This window comes from Candidatus Polarisedimenticolia bacterium, assembly GCA_036001465.1.
In the GTDB taxonomy this organism is placed as follows: domain Bacteria; phylum Acidobacteriota; class Polarisedimenticolia; order Gp22-AA2; family Gp22-AA2; genus Gp22-AA3.
This window is the reverse complement of record DASYUH010000055.1, coordinates 93,766-111,300: the sequence shown is the minus strand read 5'-3', so window position 1 is coordinate 111,300 and position 17,535 is coordinate 93,766. Positions and strand designations below refer to the sequence as shown.

Here is a 17,535-nt window from a genome sequence, read left to right as displayed (position 1 = left end):
TTCGAACTGGCGATCCAGAAGGTTGGCGGCGACCGGTTGATCGTGGTCGCTCATGGTCGTCATCTTGAATCGCTTACGGGCCCGTGCTTTCAGCCCGTCTTCCTGCATCAATCGAGCCACGCGCTTCGGGCTGACCTGGATGCCCTGCTCGGCGAGATCCCGATACACCCGAGGGCTTCCGTAGCGCCGCCGGCTCTCGTCGAACGACGCCCGGACGAGAACACGCAGTCTTCGATCGTCTCGCGTGTGCGTCGACTCCGGACGTCTCCGGGAGGCATAGAAGCCGCTGGGGGAGACCCGCATCACGCGGCAGACTCTCCTGATCGGAAACTCGGCCTTCTCCGCGTTCATCCAGGCAAACGTTACGCGGGGTTCTTGGCGAAAAAGGCCGTGGCTTTTTTTAGGATGTCGCGCTCCATGCGCAGCTCGCGGTTCTCCTTGCGCAGCCGCGCCAGCTCCGCGCGCTCTTCGCTCGTGAGGCCGGTCCGACCCTTCGTGCGATCGGCCTGGGCTCGCGCCACCCAATGCGCGAGCGCCGACGGCGTCAGATCCAGTTCCCGCGCCACCGCTCCAATCGTCTTCCCCTCGTCCAGGACCAGGCGAACAGCCCCATTCTTGAACACGGAGGTGAACTGCCGCCGTGACCGTCTTCCCTTCGCCGATGTTTGCATGCTGGACATCTTATCCGCCTTTCAGATAGTGTCCACTCAATCGGGGGAAGCTCACTTTGACCTCCTGGTCTAGTTGATCGAGCCTGTCTAATTTGTAGCGGATTGCCTTGTCCATCTGGGCGAATTGATTAACGGACCTCTCGTGAGATACGTGGCGATCCCATTCGATGGTTATTGTCATCCGACCGGTCATTCTCGCCTGAAGAAGCAGGGGCTTGTTGAAAGCAAGCTGACTGGAAATCTCAAATGAGAGCCTTCGAGGTCTCCTGTTTCCTTTGGGCATTGGCGCTCTCCGGCTTGGGAGTCGTTGTCGAGATTGTTAGGGCCAGTGTATCTCATGGCCGAGCGCTCCGGAAGGTTCCCCCGAGGTGACATACGCGAGGCCAAGCGATATTTATCTCCCATCCCTACGGGGGCGACCCAGATCGCAACCGGGCGCTGGTCAAACTGATTGCTCGCCGACTAGCACTGCAGGGGCACCTCCCGCTTGCACCCCAGATTCTCTTGTCCGCATTCCTAAATGAGGGCACAGAGCGAGATCTTGCACTTCGTCTCTGCTTGAAGCTCATCGCTTTGTCTGACGAGGTGATGACCTACGGAGTGCCAACAGAGGGAATGCGCCTGGAGATCGCCGAGGCCCGTCGACTCGGCATCCCGGTCGTGGCTGGCGATGACGAGAGTGCGTCGGCGCTCACCGGAGAACCGCCCCCGATCGTGCGCGGGGGCGGCAGAGAGGCGGGAACTACTTGAGGTTGGTCTTGGCCTGCGCGACAAGCTCGTCGAAGACCTTGCTGTCCTGGTTGGCGGCGGCGAGTGCTGCGGCGCGGACGAACTTCGTCGCCTTGGCTGGCCCCGCGGCCTTGTGGATGCGGTCGCGATCGGCCTCGCTCAGGCGGAACGCGAAGACGACCAGCGGCTCCTTGGGCGCTTTCTCCTTCTTGGGCTTGGGCTCCTTCTGCGTCTTCAGCTTCGCAGCCTTCGCGGTTTTTTTGCTGGCCTTCTCGGTGCTCGGTTCCATGTGCGTGTCCTCCTTGTTGGTGGTGCGGTTAGTCCTCGAGCCCCGCGATAAAGCCGGGGCCGTTCCCTTCGGGGTCCTGCTGAATGGCGATCTCTCGCCGCTGGCCGTTCGCGAGGCGGACTATGAAAATTGGGAGCTCGCCATCCCATTCGAAGGCCACCACGGTCGCGCCGACGAGACGTCCGTAGAGCTTGCCGAAGAAGACGGCCTGCTCGCGTTCCGTCCCACGGTTGATGCGCTTGTCCATTCCTCCTCCTTTCTCGCGGGGAGCATCCCGCGTCGCGGACAAGCAGGGCATTGCGTGGGGAACAAGTCAAGGCCGAAGTGCAGGCATGGCGCGGGTTCTGGAGGAATGGAGCAAGCTGGCGAGTTTGGCGGATTTGCGTGGGATTTCTTGGGCGAGACGTCCTATCCGCCACGGCCTGCCCGTGATTTATTGACCGGATAGTCGCTCGCCTCCTGAGGTCAACGATGCGACGCGGCAGGAAGTTGAAGATGTGGTCGGCGCTATACCCCTACCTCGGTGGGAAGCGCCGCCTGTGTCCGCTCATCTTCCGGGAGATCGACCGTGTCGTCCCTCGGCGGCTGTGGCCCAGCTTGACGTTCCTGGATGCGTTCCTCGGTGGCGGCTCCGTGTCGCTCGGGGCCAAGGCGCAGGGGTTCAAGGTCATCGCCACCGACATCGCCGAGCGGTCGATCGTCGTCGGAAAGGCCGTTATCGAGAACTCGAGGGTCAGGTTGAGCCGCGAGGACGTTCTGCGATTGCTGGCTCCCCGATCGGGCCCGCCTGGAAGGATCGAGTCGCAGCTCGTCCCGTCCGTCTTCACAGCGAACGTCGGGCATTTCCTAGATTCGGCCTTCCAGACGGCCGGGTGCACGGCTGATGTTGCGAAGGCCGCGCTACTGCGGCTCCTGGCGATCCGCGTGGCGCTCCTGGCGCACCCCATGAGCCAGGTCCGCCCGGGCACCGCTCATCGAGCCAGCACGGGCGAGTGGGAGTCGATCACCGAGAGCTGCCTCTATCACTACACGGAGGCATTCCGGCTAACTACTCCTGCGAGGCTCTGGGACCTAGCTCAGCAGATCAACGCCGGCGTCTTCCAGGGCGAGGCCAGAGTGATGAAGGCGGACATCCTCGAGGCGCTGCCAACCATCCAGACGGACGTCGCCTACTTCGACCCGCCGTATCCGGGCGTCATGAGCTACGAGAAGGAGTACCGGGTCATTGACCAGCTCCTGGAGGGGACGACGCGGGCCACGAGCCCATTCACCGCGAAGACCGGCGCGTCGATGCTGGACGGCTTGTTCGTGCGGGCGACGCACATCCCCCTCTGGATCCTGAGCCTCGGCAATGAGGTCGTGACCATCGAGGAGCTGGAAGCGAAGATGACGAAGCTCGGGCGCCAGACGAAGGCAATCGCCATCAAGTACCAGCACCTGCCGGCGGTGGCCACGGAGGAGAAGAAGCGGGAGAACCGGGAGTTCCTAGTGGTGGGATGGGACGCGGATGCTGCTGTCGTGCGGGAGAACTCAGGCGACGGGCAGGCCGCCGTCGGGATCCTCGACGGAGGGAGCGAAGACGTCGTGTCCCTCCAGGGTGACTCGGACCTTGGTAGCCCCCAGCGAGCGACCCCGCATGCCTTCCCGAGCGATGGCTTCGAGGAGTGCGACTCGGCCGGCACCGAGAAGGTCGCTTCCCAAAGCGGGCGGGCCATCGCGGAACCGCAAACTAGCCTCGATCAACCAAACACCCTCTTGGGTGAACGCGGATTCCACCGAGACTCTGAAGGGATCGAACTTCCTCTTGTCGAAGGGCATCGATCCACTCTCCCTCTCGACGCACGCGAAGTCAAGAACGAGCGGGATCGGGAGCGCTTGGTGGTGGGGTGGGACCGGGATGCTGCGTTGTGCCAGAGGGGCTTAGAAGAAGGAGTCGAAATCAGGCAGGACGTCCTCCACGGGGAAGTCCTTCACGAGCTTTCCGGCTTCGAGGTGGACGCGAACCCAGAGGGCACCCTGCTCCCGCCCACGCCTTTCTTCTCGATAGATGGCCTCCAGGAGGGCATGGAGTCCGCGACCGAAAAGGGCACCGACGACCTTGCGGCGGCCGGGGAACCTGAGCCGCGCATCGATGAACCAGACGCCATCCTCGTTGAAGCCTCCGTGCACCGAGACGATGAAGGGAGCAGGCCCGGGGTGTTTCAGCATGGCGTGAAGATCCCCCCACAGCCTCCTGGGAGTCAAGGAGGAACCCGCCATGAGTGACACCGGGACGAAGGCGCCGGTTCGAGTAGGACCGCGCATGGTCCCACTGGATGATCTCGTCGCGCACCCGCTCAACAGCAACGTCATGCCGCCCGACCTGCAGTCCAAGCTCCGGGCCCACATCAAGCGGACGGGCCGCTACCCCTTCCTGGTCGTCCGGCCCCATCCCGACGAGCCCGGCAAGTACCAGGTCCTCGACGGCCACCACCGTGTTGCCGTGCTCAGGGACCTCGGGCACACCGAAGCCCGCTGCGACGTCTGGGAGGTCAACGACCGCGAGGCGAGGCTGCTGCTGGCCACGCTCAATCGCCTGCAGGGGCAGGACCAGCCGCTCAGACGCGCCGAGCTCGTCCACGAACTCCTGGGCGAGATGAGTCTGGACGACCTGGCCGGCCTACTCCCCGAGACGGACAAGCAGTTGGAGGAGCTGCATGCGCTGCTGGAGTTCCCCGCCGAAGAGGTCGCCGCCTTCCTCGACGACCAGGCCGAGGCAGCCGAGAAGGTCTTGCCGCGGGTGATGAACTTCGTCGTCACGCCCGAGCAGGAGGAGCTCATCGAACAGGCGGTCGAGCTTGCCAGCGACGGCACGCCGGGGCGCGATCGGAAGGCGAAAGGGCTGACCAACCTGGCGAAGCGATTCCTGCAGGAGAGGTCGGATGGCGAAGGTATCAAGCAAGACGCGTGAAGAGGCCCGCCGGTTGTTCCTGACCGGCGAGATTCGGCTGAACTCCGAGATCGCCGCCAGGTTGGCCGTCAAAGCGCACACGGTGGGCCTGTGGCGCCGTCAAGAGGACTGGGACGGCCTGCTGCTCAAGATCGATCGCCGGGCGGCCCAGATGTTCGTCGAGAAGATCGCCACCGACCGGGTCACCCTGAACGTCCGCCACTTCCGCTATTGGGAGGTCCTGCTGGCCAAGCTCGCAGAGGAGCTCAAGGCTAAGAAGGCGATGTCCGTGCGGGACATGGATCGGCTTGCCGGCATCCTGGAGCGGGCCCAGAGAGGCCAGCGCGTGGCCAAGGGGATGTCCGCCAACGGCGAGACGGAGGAAGGAGTGAGGGCGCAGGCCCAGGCAGAAATCCGCCGTCTGATCGACGCTTTCATCGAGTCGGTGAAGGAGAACGTGGCAGATGAAGAAACCCGCGATCGGATCCGTCGTGCCATTTTCGACGCGCTACCTCAAGCGGAGGACGACGGAACTGGCGAGCCCGGCGACGAGGTCGCTCACTGACCCCCTGGCCGCCTGGGCCCTGAAGCGCATCCGCCTCGAGGGCCGGCCCTTCAGCTTCAAGGGACACGAATACCTGCGGGCCATCTACGACGACCAGTCGCCCCACGTCGTGGTCAGCAAGGCGGCTCAGGTCGGCGGCAGCACCTACGCCATTCTCCGGAGCCTGCACGCGTGCGCGACCGGGCTGAACGTCATCTACTTCTTCCCGACCCGCACCGATGTTCTGGACTTCAGCCGGAGCCGGGTCACGCCGCTCCTGGTAGACAACCCGTTCCTGTCCCGGATGATGACCGACACGGACACGACCGGCCTGAAGAAGATTGGTGACGCCCACCTCTACATGCGGGGGATGCAGTCAACTGTGGGGATGAAGTCCGTTCCTGCCGATCTGCTTATCTTCGATGAGCTGGACGAGACGGACCCGATTGACAAGGCCCTGGCCTTGGAACGCCTGTCGCACAGCGACTACAAGCGAGTCATCGAGGTGTCGAACCCCTCCCTGCCGGACTACGGCGTAGACGAGAGCTACCAGAAGAGCGACCAGCGGCACTGGACCCTGAAATGCTCCGCCTGCGGGAAATGGACCGCCCCGGAGCGTGAGTTCCCGAAGAAAATCGGCGAGGAGGTCCGGATCATCCTGCCCCGCGAGGACGGGTCGTGCATCCTGGCCTGCCCGCATTGCCAGGCCGCGCTCGACGTCGACCAGGGCGAGTGGGTGGCCGACCTCCCCGACCGCCCCATACACGGCTACCGCATCTCCCAGCTCTTCTCTAGCAAGGTGGACCCCGGAGAAATCCTCAAGGAGTACCGGACCACCCGCTACCCAGACCGGTTCTACAACCTGAAGATCGGGATTCCTTGGGCCGACCTCGAGCGCCGGCTGGACATCATGTCAGTCCTGAACCTCTGCGGCGAGGCCACGATGCGCGAGCGCGTCGAAGGAGAATCTCGCTGCGTCATGGGCGTCGACACCGGCCGGGAGCTCCACGCGGTCCTGCTCTGGTGCGATGAGAAGGACGAGTCTCGCCAGCACCTCATCCACCTGGCCGTCTGCCACGACTTCTCGGGCCTCGACGATCTCATGGTTCGCTTCAAGGTGCAGAGGTGCGTCATCGATGGGCTGCCCGAGACGCACGAGACACGGAAGTTCACCTTGCGTCACCTCGGGCATGTCTACATGAACTATTTCAACGAGCATCAACGGGGCTCAACCCTTTGGGACTACAGAACCATGATGGTCCAAGTCAATCGGACCGAGGCCCTGGACGCCTCCCGGGATGCTGTTCGGCGGCAAAGGGTGGTCCTGCCTCGTCAGACCCCCATCGTCGTGGAGTTCGCCCAGCACATGGCGGCGGACGCCAAGATCCTGGACGAGGACGAAGAGACGGGAGCCCAGAGGTTCAGATACATCCGCACCGGGCCCGACCACTTCTCCCTGGCCTTCACCTACGCCTGGATGGCGGCCAATCGCCTAGCGGATATGTGGGACCCGAAGATCATCTGGTTTTGAGGTGGACCGGCAGCAATCCCGGTGAGTTGGGTAAAAGTGCCCGGGATTTGTTGGACGAGGCGTCCTGTCCTGGACGAAGCCCCAGTGATTTATTGACCGGATAGGCCAGGCCCAGGAAGCGGCATCGCCCTCCGCGCCAGGGTCGATCTAGCGGCATCGACCTCCCGCCAAAGTACCGTCTAGCGGCATACCCCTCTCCGGAGGTGCCCTTTATGCGGCATCGACCTCCCGAAAAAGGCCCAGGAAGCGGCATCGAACTGGCCTTTTCTGGTCCGCTGCCGGTTGCCATGGGAAGCACGCTCGGGCCGTAAGTCTCGTCGGTTCAATGCGTAGGCACGGAGCCACCTGCCTGCCGAGGCGGCAGCGACCCCCTGTTTTAGCCCCGTAGACTGCCGTTTGAATGCCGGTTGCCTGCCGCTCGGGAACCCGAAACCGGCCAGATCTGCCGCTTCAGTGCCGGTGGATGTTCGCCGCATGTCGTCCTTGGAGCGGAAGGCGACATGTTATTTATTATGTTGTAGATACGACTACATTCAATGTGCTGCACTGCCTCGGTGGCTCGCCCGATGGGTTGTTTTCATCCAATGGCTGACCGTGGCGGATTCCTGTTGCGCGGGCACTTCCTTGGCGTACATTAACATATGTTTATGTTAACATTAACAAGTGACGATTCCGGGAACCACTGGTCGGTGGGGGACTGTGGAGTTCGCGGCCGACGCCGATGGCGAATCGGAGACGCGAGCAGTGTTCGATTCCCTGGTGCGTCATGAAAAGGCGTCGCTGCACGTGGCGATGCAAAGGTTGGCCGATTTCGGTCGACTACAAAACGATGAACGCTTCCGGACCGTCACAGGATCCGGGCTTTGGGAGTTCAGGAAGAACCAGCACCGCTTTCTCGGCGGGTTCTTGCCGGCCCGGCGGTTTGTCATCGCAGCTTATGAACGGAAAAAGAAATGGAAGCTGCGACCTGAAACGATTCAGAGAGCTTTACGGATCATGAACGCCTTACGCAAGACAAAGGAGGAGCAATGCCTCACGGTCAAGGCCTAGAGGATCTGCTTGCCGATGCTGAGTATCGACGGACGTACCAGGACGAGAAGCTCATCCTGGAGGTCACGGAGTCGATTTCTGAGGCAATGAAGCAGGCTGATGTCTCGAGGGCCGAACTGGCGGAGGCGCTCGGCAAGAGCCGCGCCTTCGTTACACAGATTCTCACGGGATCCCGAAACCTGACGCTGCGCACATGGGCGGGGGCTCTCACCGCCCTTGGGTTCGAAGCCCGCGTCAGTATCGCCAGGATTGCCGGAATCAAACGAGCCGACTTTACCTACGAGATGCAGCCAGAGGTTACTCCTAGGATTAAGTCGGAGATCCAATGTTCGGCTGAATTCCCTAATCCCCCGAAGCGGCTTCGCAAAAACATAGCTGTGGCCGCGTAAAGGAGAAATATGTCGAACCCCACGCTGGACTTTGCTGAAGTGGTCGCCATTTCGAATGTCGTCAACCTCGTCAGTGTTAATTGCCGGGAAATCTCCGCGAAGCGAAATACCGAGATCGCCGACATCCCGACGCAGGTGCGATGCACAGGGAGCTCCGAAGCGACGGGAATGAGGGATAAGACTGCCGGACAGATCATCGTCCTCGTGCGCTTCGCTCTGAGCGTGCTCAAGTTCAGTGCTGACCCCGCGGAAAGCGTTGCGGACATCTCCGCCACCCTTGCCTTGCGCTACAGCGTGCCGGGAGAATCTCTGAAGTCGTTTAGACCAGAAGCGGTTCAGGCCTTCGCCGAAACGAATGGTGTATACAACGCGTGGCCATACTGGCGTGAGCTGCTTCAGAACACTGCAGGCAGGCTGGGTATTCCAGGAATAGTTGCTCCAGTTTTCCGGTTGAATGCGGGACCGAAGGATTCCACACAACCCGAACCCTCAATGAAAGGCGAAGCGAAATGAGCAAGCAGCCGCTAAGACCTGGACAGAACGCCCCTGCTTCCGGCCAGTACGAAAGGATTGGACCGCGTGGTGGCCAAACCGGACATGAGGTTACTGTTCCAAAAGGTAGGCCTCTTCCGCCTACGCCTAAGCCCGGAGGTGGCTACCAGATCGTTGACAGAACCAAGAATAAGTCGGGACGAGGATAAATTTGGCCTGCCGCCGAGATCATGCGACGACCGGAGCGCTCATTGGAACCCTCATCACTGCCTGTCGCAGCAGCGGTGAGGGCGATTTTAATCAGATCGTTGAGATTGGCGGCGGGACTTTGGGCGGTTGGCTCGGCGGCATCACTCCTGACGTCCTCGAGCCAGCAACAAGCTCCTGGCACCGCGACGTTTGCCACAGCCTGACGATCCAGGCTCTGGCGATCAGGACGTTGAAGACTGTAGGTGCCTGGGAGAAGGAATGTAGACACTTGGCCGGAGAGTATCAAACGCTTCGAGCCGCTGAGACCCATCCAGTCAAGACAATTGTCTACTTTCTAGCCGAACTGTTTTGGAGGCTGCTTGCCGGATTCGCCGCAGGGTTCATAGGAGGCTACATCTCCCATCTCACTTTGGATGCCCTGACGCCTCGAGGATTGCCGCTGCTGTCGCGGCAATTCTGTTGAGTTGGGCACGTGCCGAGAGCGCACCAGATGATAGGTAGACCGAACTGGCCACCTGATGCCTTGATTGAGAAGATCTGGGAAGAGCACCACCAGCCTCTGGTTGCTCTATACGACTTGATGGCGGATGTGGGACAAGCCTTGCGGAAACTCCCCGAGGGCTGGCAACCTCGTAGTGCGCAAAAGGTTGTGGTTCTTCATCTCTTCGTCCGCGCATACAAGACAACTCAGGCTGCCTACACACTGTTCTCGAGCGGGTTTGCTCAGGATGCGCAGAGTCTACTGAGAGGTCTCACCGAAGGTGTGATCGACATGTTCTACATCCTTCGGAAGCCGGGAACGCGTGGGCGCCAATTCGCCGACTACATCGTCATCGGCAAGCGTGACTGGATGAGACGAATGGAGAAGGCGTTCCATGAGTATCCTATTCCTCCGCACGTGATGAAGAAGGTTGAGGCGGAGTACACCGCTCTTCTCTCCAGGCGTCCGAACTATAAGGGGCTCACCAGGAGTTGGTCCTCAGAGGGCATAGCAGAGCGTGCCCGTGACGGGAATTGCAAGAACCTGTATTTCTATTATGTTCTCGCCTGCCAGATGCTGCACACCGATCCACGCTCAGTGCATTCCTATCTGCGCGTTGGAGAAGGAATGGATGACGGTCCCTCCATGCCAACCACCGAAGAGAGGAAGACTCTTGAGATTGCCTATGTCTGTCTCCTCGATGCATTCAACGCTTCTAATGGGGTTTTCAAGTGGCATAGAGGAGACTTGGTAAAGGAATACAAGGGGCGCTTCAGGCGAGAGTTTGGTGACAAGGCTAGTCCTGCACGGACACAAGCCATCCATCGCACCGCTCCTGGCGCGGTGACAACCCCCTAGGCTGGCTACCAGCCGGACTCGGGCCTCGCCCGGTCGGGTGTTTTTGGATCCTGGCGGCAACGACTAATTGCTTCCTTGCGTGTACACTCCCATTGTCAGTTCGGGATCGGAACACTTAGTCTGGTGAATAGGAGGGCTATCCTTGGCCAGTCTCCACCGTCGTGTCAGCAATGAAATCCTAAGCCTCCGTCAGACCCTCAAGGCGTTCGATCGTTCTCTCCGTCGCCTGACCCCGTTGCTATCAGCAGGGGTGGCATTGAACGGAGCCCAGAAAGCCAACGGTCGCTCTCGTCCCCGACTCTCCGCCAAGGCCCGCGCCTCCATGGTCCTCCAGGGCCGCTACATGGGCTACATGCGGCAGCTGAAGCCGCGGCAGAAGGCGCAGGTGAGGGAGGTCAAAGCGGTAAAGGGCGTGAGAGCGGCGATCGCGAGGGCGAAGGAGCTCAAGTAGCGAAAGCGCTATGCGGAAGGGAGATCCAGCCCACCCATGCCGTGGATTCCAAATTTCGGCCTATCCCTCTGGCAAAAGGGCGCAGGGCCAAAAGAGTACGCAGCCTCACGTGGAGACCATGATATTCGACGGTTTGTCGTGCATTACGCTCTGGAGGACCCAGCAACTAGGCGGATCGGAGACTCTCAGGTCACCCTAGAAGCAAACACACAGCGCAACGTGGAAGGAACGGATCAAATCAAAATCCCCGTGCGGTTTGAACGCAATGAGGAGGGCCGTCTCGGAGCGATATCATTCTTGCCTCAAGTGCCATCACCTAATCTAGCAATCGCGACAACATATCCGCTTGTGATGTCTACCGTGAGCTTTTGGTCGTCGATCATGGGTATCCCCATTGGGATCTATGGGATGACTGTGCTCGATGAGAAGCACAACGCGAAATATGAGGCGCGACCACAGCATGCCGCATCTGAACGGTTTTGGCTGCCAATGGGGTTGCAACTTGGAGAGCACTGGCACGTCATCCTGGGACTCTATCGGGAGGGGAAAGCGAGCCCGAGCCCATATTTCCAATTCCTCATGTTCTTCAAGGTACTCGAGGGATTCTACGAGAGAAAGACGATCTTGATTGGTTCACTCAAGGAGAACCTGGACAGGCGTGGAGTGGAGTACAGAGAGCCACCTACACGTATCACGAAGGACATGCTCCTTTTCGCGCTGGCACCACCAGAGTGGGCCTCTGCTTGGGAAGGGAAGTCCTTCGGTGAGCTGTACAAGTACCTCGACAGAACACATCGCCGACGGATCTCTCACACATTCCCGAAGACAGAGCCTTCGCTCAATCCCGATGACTGGAACGATTATCACGCGACAGTCTTCTTGGCGAACCTGTTGGACCAAGTTGCGAGGGATTTGATTGTGAGCCACCTCGAGCAGATGGTCGTCAAGGAGAAGGAGGCATGAGCGCTATCGGGCTAGTATGTCAAGCCGCGTGCTTTCTTCCACATCTCCTGGCCGCTCGGGTTCCCGCAGACCGCAGTTGAGGGTCGTGATAGAGGGAGGTGGTCGTGGAAAGGCTGAGCCTCGAACCCGGACATCAGTACGGCTGGCGAGAGAACCACCGTCAACGGGGCTCACCCATCCACCGCATCGAGATCATCCAAAAGGTGAGGCCCGGTAAGTGGAAGGTCCGCTTTCTAGAAGACCCGCATCCTGGTCTAGTGGACTACGTTCGGTCCGGCAACATCGTAACCACTTGGGCGGAGCACGAGGCCTTCCTTGCGGACGAAGCGAGACTCATGAAGGTCATCGAAGCCACAAACGCCATTTGGGACGGCACCCAGGACGACCCCCGAATTCAGGCGGTCAATGCTGTCTTGGAATCCACGGGCGAAGTCGGTGACTGGTGTTTCAAGGACATGGGTCCGACCGCAGGGCAGGCGGAGCTCAGTCTGAATGGAACGCGCCGAGTCATCGCGAAGACGGATCTCGATCCAGACCCCTTCGCCCTTGACCCTCTTGCGTACACCGATCGGCATGGCGTCTTTCACCTGTCGCTATCAGGTGCGATCAAGCTGGCGCAGGGCTTTGCCGCTGCAGAGTCGGGCTTGGTTGCCCTGCACGTCAACGCAGCGCAGAAGAAATGGACAGAGGAAGCGAGGAAAGACGACATAACCCTTGAACTCTTCCGGAAGTGGCGGGTCGGCTGGGCGCTTGCCCTTGAGTGGGCGAAGACTGCGAGCGAAGAGCGAAGTAGGGCGACACCCCTTGACCAGATTCGAGAGCGCGTCGAGACGAACTTGAATCTCCTCTGGACCCGGCTGGCCGAAATTGACAACTATCGTGCGGAAGAGATTCGGACCCTCAGAACTCTCGTTGAGCAAGCTGCCGTGGACCTGCGCAGCCTCGGAGCGGTCGAGAAAGCCGAATTCCTATTGAAGGCGATTACTCCGAAAGAGGAAAAGGGACGTCCCAAGGCGGGGCGCCTCAGCACGTCAGGCGGCGAACCCCGGCCCACAACTCCTGATCACTAGGATGGGTGTAGATCGTCGTGGTCGGCGGCGACACGTGCCTCGCACACCTCTGCACTAGGAGAAGGGCGCAAGAAGCACGGTAGGCGCTCGTTACCGCAGTGTCACGCAGCGCGGGCTACTCCACGGTAGGCCAGCCGAACAGTCTTCCGAGAGTGTTGTCTGCGAGCTCCGGGATGAAGCGCATCGGCGTGCCGGTCAGAAGGGTGAATCCGGAGGCTTGCACTTTGTGGCTGGCGCTTCCCGCCAGACGCTTGTCCGGAACGCTGTAGAGTTCGATCGCGAATTCGGCACGATCTGGATTTCCGCTCCAAGCGGTGGCATTGTCCTCCCAATTCGTGAAGACCCCGCGAAGCATATAATCGAAGCCTAGCCGAGTTGCTTCCTCGTAGCCCTGCTCAATCGCTACCGACTGAATGGTCTGAACGGCGATGGTGTGACCCATGAGGCGATCACGCAGTGCGCCGACCATGGCCTGACCGCTTCCCGTCGTTGCCTCCTGGCCGCGCTCTTGGCCGTCAGCAATATCGAGAAGTACTACCTTCGGTGTAGCGACCACCGCCATTCCTGGAGCCCACTGACCGGTAGTCTGATGGACCGGTGTGGCGCAGGAGAGCGTGAGAAATGTCGCGCCGACAACCACTCCAGCACGACGGACCATTGTGTCCTCCATGGGGGTTTCGTGCGATCGAAGAATACACGAAGGCAGGACGCGGCGGATGGTAAAGTAATCTGCCATGTTCAGCGGCAACGATAGCGATGATGAGTCCGGTCATGCCCGCCCTGATGCCCTGACAGACGATGTCGTGCTCGACACCGAGGCCGAGGTCGCGTGCCCCTATTGCGGTAAGACGATCGTGATCGGCCTGGACCCTGGCGGAGGCAAAGCGCAGGAGTGCGTGGAGGATTGCCAGGTCTGCTGTCGGCCCTGCCGTGTGAGGTTGAGCTACGACGAGACTGGGGCTGCCAAGGTGTCGGTCGAAGTGGCGCAGTGAGCTGCTAGCAGGACAACCTGCGGACCTTTTCCCACATCTCCTGATCCGATGGATGCGTGTACAGCGTCGTCGTGAGCGGCGACACATGCCTCGCGAACCGCTGCGCCAGGAACAGGTCCCTCGACGCCCGATAGACGTTCGTGACCGCCGTGTGTCGTAGCGCGTGGAAGGGGTACAGCCGATCGAATCCCGCCTTCACCTGCCAGGTCCGGAAAGCGAACTGGACGCGTCGGGGTGAGATGCGGGCGCGGCTCTGATTGCAGAAGAGCGGATCCCCAGGCCGTAGCCCCTCGCGCCTAGTGACCTTGTGCCGCCAGAATCTCCGGAACTTGGCCAGCAGGGCGTCGGGCAGGAACACGTCACCTGCCGTGCCGTTCTTGGCGATCTCGGGCCGCAGGCGTACCCGGTTCCGGGGCTTGCCATCAGGCGTGTAGACATCGCCCACGTCGAGTCCTACAATCTCGGCCAGCCGTAGTCCAGTTCCGAATGCCAGGGAGTAGATCAGGTGGTCCCGGAGATTCCGGGCGGTTGCACGCAGGATTGCTCGCTGCTCGTCTTGCGTCAGAGTCTGCGGGCTGAGGTGGGGCATGAGCGCCTCCTCTCAGCAACGATTCAGCCTTGGAAGGGGCAGAGAAGTCAAGTGCATTCAGCGAGGCCTGTTCCTCGAAGGCAGTTGCTCCTACTGGGCACCCGAGCGCGAAGTGCCGCGTGCCCAAACGCTACGGTTCTTCGTGCCGGCGCCGGGCTAGAGGCAGCCCATCGCGGATTTCCAAAGAGTGGATCGCGATGACCGTGGGCAACACGTCAAACGCGTTCTTCGATCACCCAATCATCAACTCCCCCTACGAGTACCCGCGACGTCACTGGGAGCTGGATGAGAGCGGGCAGCCGACGCAGCGCATCCTCGATAGTCGCCGTCCCGCCGACTTCATCACGCCTATCCCGAAGCCCAAGAAGCGCAAGTCTTCGGCGCAACAAGAACGGTTCGTGTTCGACGAGGGGCGGGGTCTCTCAACGAAGGAGCAGCAATACGACCTCACCTCCATGATCAACGGAGTTCGACAACAGGTTGACATATGGCGGGCATTGCCTGCGAGCCAATGGCACGTGACGCCGGAGACGGCGCGACTCCTGGCGCACTGGCGCGGGCATCGCTTCGGACCAATTCGCCCCTTCTACTGCCAGATCGAGGCCGTCGAGACCGCGATCTGGCTCACGGAGGTCGCCCCTCACCTCGCGTCCGGAAAGCGGTTCGTCGACCACCTGGCAAGCGCGAACAAGGACGCCAATCCCGAACTCCAGCGGCTCGCCCTCAAACTCGCCACAGGGGCGGGCAAGACGACCGTGATGGCGATGCTGATCGCGTGGCACACGATCAACGCGGTGCGCCGCCCTGGAAGCAAGCACTTCACGCGGGGGTTTCTGGTCGTTGCGCCCGGTTTGACTATCAGAGACCGCCTGCGGGTGCTACAGCCGAACGACCCGGACAGCTATTACGCCAGCCTCGAGCTGGTCCCGACCGACCTCGTGGACGACATCAGACGCGCGAAGATCGTCATCACGAACTACCACGCATTCAGGCTCCGAGAGCGGCTGGAGCTGTCGGCCGGCGGGCGGGCCCTCCTGAAGGGCCGGCGGGGGGACGAGCTTCAGACCGCCGAGACCGAGGGCCAGATGCTGCAGCGCGTCATGCCGGATCTGATGGGCCTGAAGAACATCCTCGTCCTCAACGACGAGGCGCATCACTGCTACCGAGAGAAACCGCCCGAGTCGGACGACGCCCAACTGAAAGGGGAAGAACGGGAAGAGGCGGAGAAGAACAACGAGGCGGCACGCGTCTGGATCAACGGCCTCGAAGGTGTGCAGCGCAAGCTCGGGCTGGCCCGGGTCTTCGATCTGTCGGCGACACCGTTCTTCCTGCGCGGGTCAGGCTACGCCGAGGGCACCCTTTTCCCCTGGACGATGTGCGACTTCTCTCTGATGGACGCCCTCGAGTGCGGGATCGTCAAGCTGCCCCGTGTGCCGGTCGCCGAGAACATCCCCGGCGACGAGATGCCGGTCTTTCGCAACCTCTGGGAGCATATCCGGAAAGATATGCCGAAGAAGGGGCGCGGTAGCGGCGGCGCGCTGGACCCGCTCAAACTGCCCACAAGGTTGAAGACCGCCTTGGAAGCGCTCTACGGGCATTACGACAAGACGTTCAAGCTCTGGCAGGAGCAGGGTCTCCGTGTCCCGCCCTGCTTCATCATCGTCTGCCAGAACACCTCGATCTCGAAGCTGGTCTACGACTATGTCTCGGGCTTCCAGCGCCAGAACGAAGACGGAAGCTCGACGCTAGAGAACGGTCGACTGGCACTGTTCCGGAACTTCGACGAGGCCACGGGGAATCCGCTCGCCCGGCCCAATACCCTGCTCATCGACTCGGAGCAACTCGAGGCGGGCAACGCCCTGGACGAGAACTTCCGCGAGATGGCCGCCGACGAGATCGATCGCTTTCGCCGCGACATCATCGAGCGCACCGGCGACAGGCGGGCGGCGGACAAGCTATCGGACCAGGACCTATTGCGCGAGGTCATGAACACGGTCGGTAAACCGGGGCAGCTCGGCGCGGACATCCGCTGCGTCGTATCGGTTTCCATGCTGACCGAGGGGTGGGATGCCAGAAACGTCACGCACATCCTTGGGATCCGGGCCTTCGGCACCCAGCTCCTCTGTGAGCAGGTCATTGGGCGAGCGCTACGGCGGCAGTCCTACGATCTGAACGACGAGGGCCTCTTCGACGTGGAGTACGCGGACATCTTCGGTGTCCCCTTCGATTTCACGGCCAAGCCGGTGGTCGCCCCACCGAAGCCACCGGTGGAGACGGTCCTCGTCAAGGCCGTAAGGCCCGACCGCGACGCGCTCGAAATCCGCTTCCCGCGCGTTGAGGGCTACCGGGTCGAGCTCCCAGAGGAGCGCCTGACCGCCTCGTTTAATGACGACTCCATCCTGGAACTGACCCCCGACATCGTCGGCCCGTCGAAGACGCGCAACGCCGGCATCATCGGCGAAGGGGTCGATCTGGACCTGAAACACCTGGGCGACACGCGACACTCGACGCTGCTCTTCTGCCTGACCCAGCGGCTTCTCTACACCAAGTGGCGCGACGCCGGTGAGGACCCGAAGCTCTATCTGTTCGGCCAGCTCAAACGGATCACCAAGCAGTGGCTCGACACCTGTCTCGTGTGCAAGGGCGACACCTACCCAGCGCTGCTCATGTACCAGGAGCTGGCCGACATGGCTTGCAATCGAATCACCGCCGGCATCACGCGCGCGCTCGAGGGCAAGCGGCCGATCAAGGTACTTCTCGACCCGTACAACCCGACCGGGTCTACGGCGCACGTCCGCTTCGCGACCTCTCGCACGAATCGTTGGGACACGGCCGGCCCGCCGCCGAAGGACCACGTCAACTGGGTCGTGCTCGATAGCGATTGGGAGGCGGAGTTCTGCCGGGTCGCCGAGTCCCACCCCAAGGTGATCGCCTACACGAAGAATCACAACCTTGGGCTCGAGGTTCCGTATCGCTACGGCTCAGAAACCAGGAAATACATTCCCGACTTCATTGTCGTGGTCGATGATGGCGATAGGAGCAAGGACGTCCCGGACCCCTTGCACCTTGTCGTCGAGATCAAGGGCTACCGCCGCGAGGACGCGAAGGAAAAGAAATCTACGATGGAGACCTACTGGGTTCCTGGGGTGAACAACCTCGGAACGTATGGGCGCTGGGCCTGTGCCGAGTTCACCGACATCTACACGATCGAATCGGACTTCAAGGACAAGGTCCAGAAGAGATTCAACGAGATCATCGACGCTGCGATGACCCGGCAGCCAACATCGGGCCAGTGAA

At 61.3% G+C, this 17,535-nt stretch carries 20 protein-coding genes; 14 read left to right on the top strand and 6 right to left on the bottom strand.

Annotated features, from left to right (window positions below; all coding sequences use genetic code 11):
* The 4 genes from VGV60_11255 to VGV60_11240 form a co-directional block, all read right to left on the bottom strand.
* On the bottom strand, nt 1-303 hold a 303-nt coding region (locus VGV60_11255; GenBank protein HEV8701837.1), incomplete at its 3' end, for an IS3 family transposase.
* Nucleotides 304-362: 59 nt separating this feature from the next.
* Nucleotides 363-671 (bottom strand): transposase, encoded by a 309-nt coding sequence (locus VGV60_11250; GenBank protein HEV8701836.1) that lies wholly within the window; start codon nt 669-671, stop codon nt 363-365.
* 742 nt (nt 672-1,413) lie between these two features.
* Entirely contained in the window at nt 1,414-1,689 is a 276-nt protein-coding gene (locus VGV60_11245) for a hypothetical protein (protein HEV8701835.1), read from the bottom strand.
* A gap of 28 nt (nt 1,690-1,717) precedes the next feature.
* The gene (locus tag VGV60_11240; GenBank protein HEV8701834.1) at nt 1,718-1,936 is read right to left on the bottom strand and encodes a hypothetical protein; all 219 of its coding nucleotides are present in this window, start codon (nt 1,934-1,936) and stop codon (nt 1,718-1,720) included.
* A 224-nt stretch (nt 1,937-2,160) separates the two neighbouring features.
* Here VGV60_11240 and VGV60_11235 point away from each other — a divergent pair, with 224 nt between their 5' ends.
* The 12 genes from VGV60_11235 to VGV60_11180 all read left to right on the top strand — a co-directional run bounded on the left by VGV60_11235 (nt 2,161) and on the right by VGV60_11180 (nt 12,657).
* A complete protein-coding gene (locus tag VGV60_11235; GenBank protein ID HEV8701833.1) occupies nt 2,161-3,954 on the top strand; it encodes a DNA adenine methylase in 1,794 nt (597 codons plus the stop codon).
* Nucleotides 3,955-3,991: 37 nt separating this feature from the next.
* Entirely contained in the window at nt 3,992-4,639 is a 648-nt protein-coding gene (locus VGV60_11230) for a ParB/RepB/Spo0J family partition protein (protein HEV8701832.1), read from the top strand.
* Nucleotides 4,640-4,652: 13 nt separating this feature from the next.
* The gene (locus VGV60_11225; GenBank protein HEV8701831.1) at nt 4,653-5,183 is read left to right on the top strand and encodes a hypothetical protein; all 531 of its coding nucleotides are present in this window, start codon (nt 4,653-4,655) and stop codon (nt 5,181-5,183) included.
* Nucleotides 5,083-6,693 (top strand): phage terminase large subunit family protein, encoded by a 1,611-nt coding sequence (locus VGV60_11220; protein HEV8701830.1) that lies wholly within the window; start codon nt 5,083-5,085, stop codon nt 6,691-6,693. Before VGV60_11225 ends, VGV60_11220 begins: the two co-directional genes overlap by 101 nt.
* Before the next feature lie 699 nt (nt 6,694-7,392).
* Complete coding sequence (locus VGV60_11215) at nt 7,393-7,743, top strand: type II toxin-antitoxin system RelE/ParE family toxin (protein HEV8701829.1); 351 nt, start codon at nt 7,393-7,395, stop codon at nt 7,741-7,743.
* A complete protein-coding gene (locus VGV60_11210; protein HEV8701828.1) occupies nt 7,722-8,132 on the top strand; it encodes a helix-turn-helix transcriptional regulator in 411 nt (136 codons plus the stop codon). The genes VGV60_11215 and VGV60_11210 overlap by 22 nt, the downstream gene beginning before the upstream one ends.
* 9 nt (nt 8,133-8,141) lie before the next feature.
* Entirely contained in the window at nt 8,142-8,645 is a 504-nt protein-coding gene (locus VGV60_11205; protein ID HEV8701827.1) for a hypothetical protein, read from the top strand.
* On the top strand, nt 8,642-8,833 hold the full coding sequence (locus VGV60_11200; GenBank protein ID HEV8701826.1) for a hypothetical protein: 192 nt from the start codon (nt 8,642-8,644) through the stop codon (nt 8,831-8,833). The genes VGV60_11205 and VGV60_11200 overlap by 4 nt, the downstream gene beginning before the upstream one ends.
* A 524-nt stretch (nt 8,834-9,357) precedes the next feature.
* Nucleotides 9,358-10,173 (top strand): DUF5677 domain-containing protein, encoded by an 816-nt coding sequence (locus VGV60_11195; GenBank protein HEV8701825.1) that lies wholly within the window; start codon nt 9,358-9,360, stop codon nt 10,171-10,173.
* Nucleotides 10,174-10,495: 322 nt separating this feature from the next.
* Nucleotides 10,496-10,624, top strand: a complete 129-nt coding sequence (locus VGV60_11190; GenBank protein ID HEV8701824.1) for a hypothetical protein — start codon at nt 10,496-10,498, stop codon at nt 10,622-10,624.
* Between the two features lie 36 nt (nt 10,625-10,660).
* Nucleotides 10,661-11,587 carry a methylamine utilization protein MauJ gene (mauJ, locus tag VGV60_11185; GenBank protein HEV8701823.1) on the top strand — a complete coding sequence of 309 codons (927 nt, stop codon included), beginning with the start codon at nt 10,661-10,663 and terminating at the stop codon, nt 11,585-11,587.
* A gap of 104 nt (nt 11,588-11,691) precedes the next feature.
* Nucleotides 11,692-12,657: a hypothetical protein gene (locus VGV60_11180; protein ID HEV8701822.1), complete on the top strand. Its 966-nt coding sequence runs from the start codon at nt 11,692-11,694 to the stop codon at nt 12,655-12,657.
* A 115-nt stretch (nt 12,658-12,772) separates the two neighbouring features.
* Here VGV60_11180 and VGV60_11175 read toward each other — a convergent pair whose 3' ends face one another.
* Nucleotides 12,773-13,405: a DUF4823 domain-containing protein gene (locus VGV60_11175; GenBank protein ID HEV8701821.1), complete on the bottom strand. Its 633-nt coding sequence runs from the start codon at nt 13,403-13,405 to the stop codon at nt 12,773-12,775.
* Between the two features lie 55 nt (nt 13,406-13,460).
* Here VGV60_11175 and VGV60_11170 point away from each other — a divergent pair, with 55 nt between their 5' ends.
* The gene (locus tag VGV60_11170; GenBank protein HEV8701820.1) at nt 13,461-13,649 is read left to right on the top strand and encodes a CPXCG motif-containing cysteine-rich protein; all 189 of its coding nucleotides are present in this window, start codon (nt 13,461-13,463) and stop codon (nt 13,647-13,649) included.
* Nucleotides 13,650-13,653: 4 nt separating this feature from the next.
* On the opposite strand, the gene VGV60_11165 is transcribed toward VGV60_11170, so the two are convergent.
* Nucleotides 13,654-14,238 carry a site-specific integrase gene (locus VGV60_11165; GenBank protein ID HEV8701819.1) on the bottom strand — a complete coding sequence of 195 codons (585 nt, stop codon included), beginning with the start codon at nt 14,236-14,238 and terminating at the stop codon, nt 13,654-13,656.
* A gap of 197 nt (nt 14,239-14,435) precedes the next feature.
* Here VGV60_11165 and VGV60_11160 point away from each other — a divergent pair, with 197 nt between their 5' ends.
* Nucleotides 14,436-17,534 carry a DEAD/DEAH box helicase family protein gene (locus tag VGV60_11160; GenBank protein HEV8701818.1) on the top strand — a complete coding sequence of 1,033 codons (3,099 nt, stop codon included), beginning with the start codon at nt 14,436-14,438 and terminating at the stop codon, nt 17,532-17,534.
* The last annotated feature ends 1 nt before the right edge of the window (nt 17,535 follow it).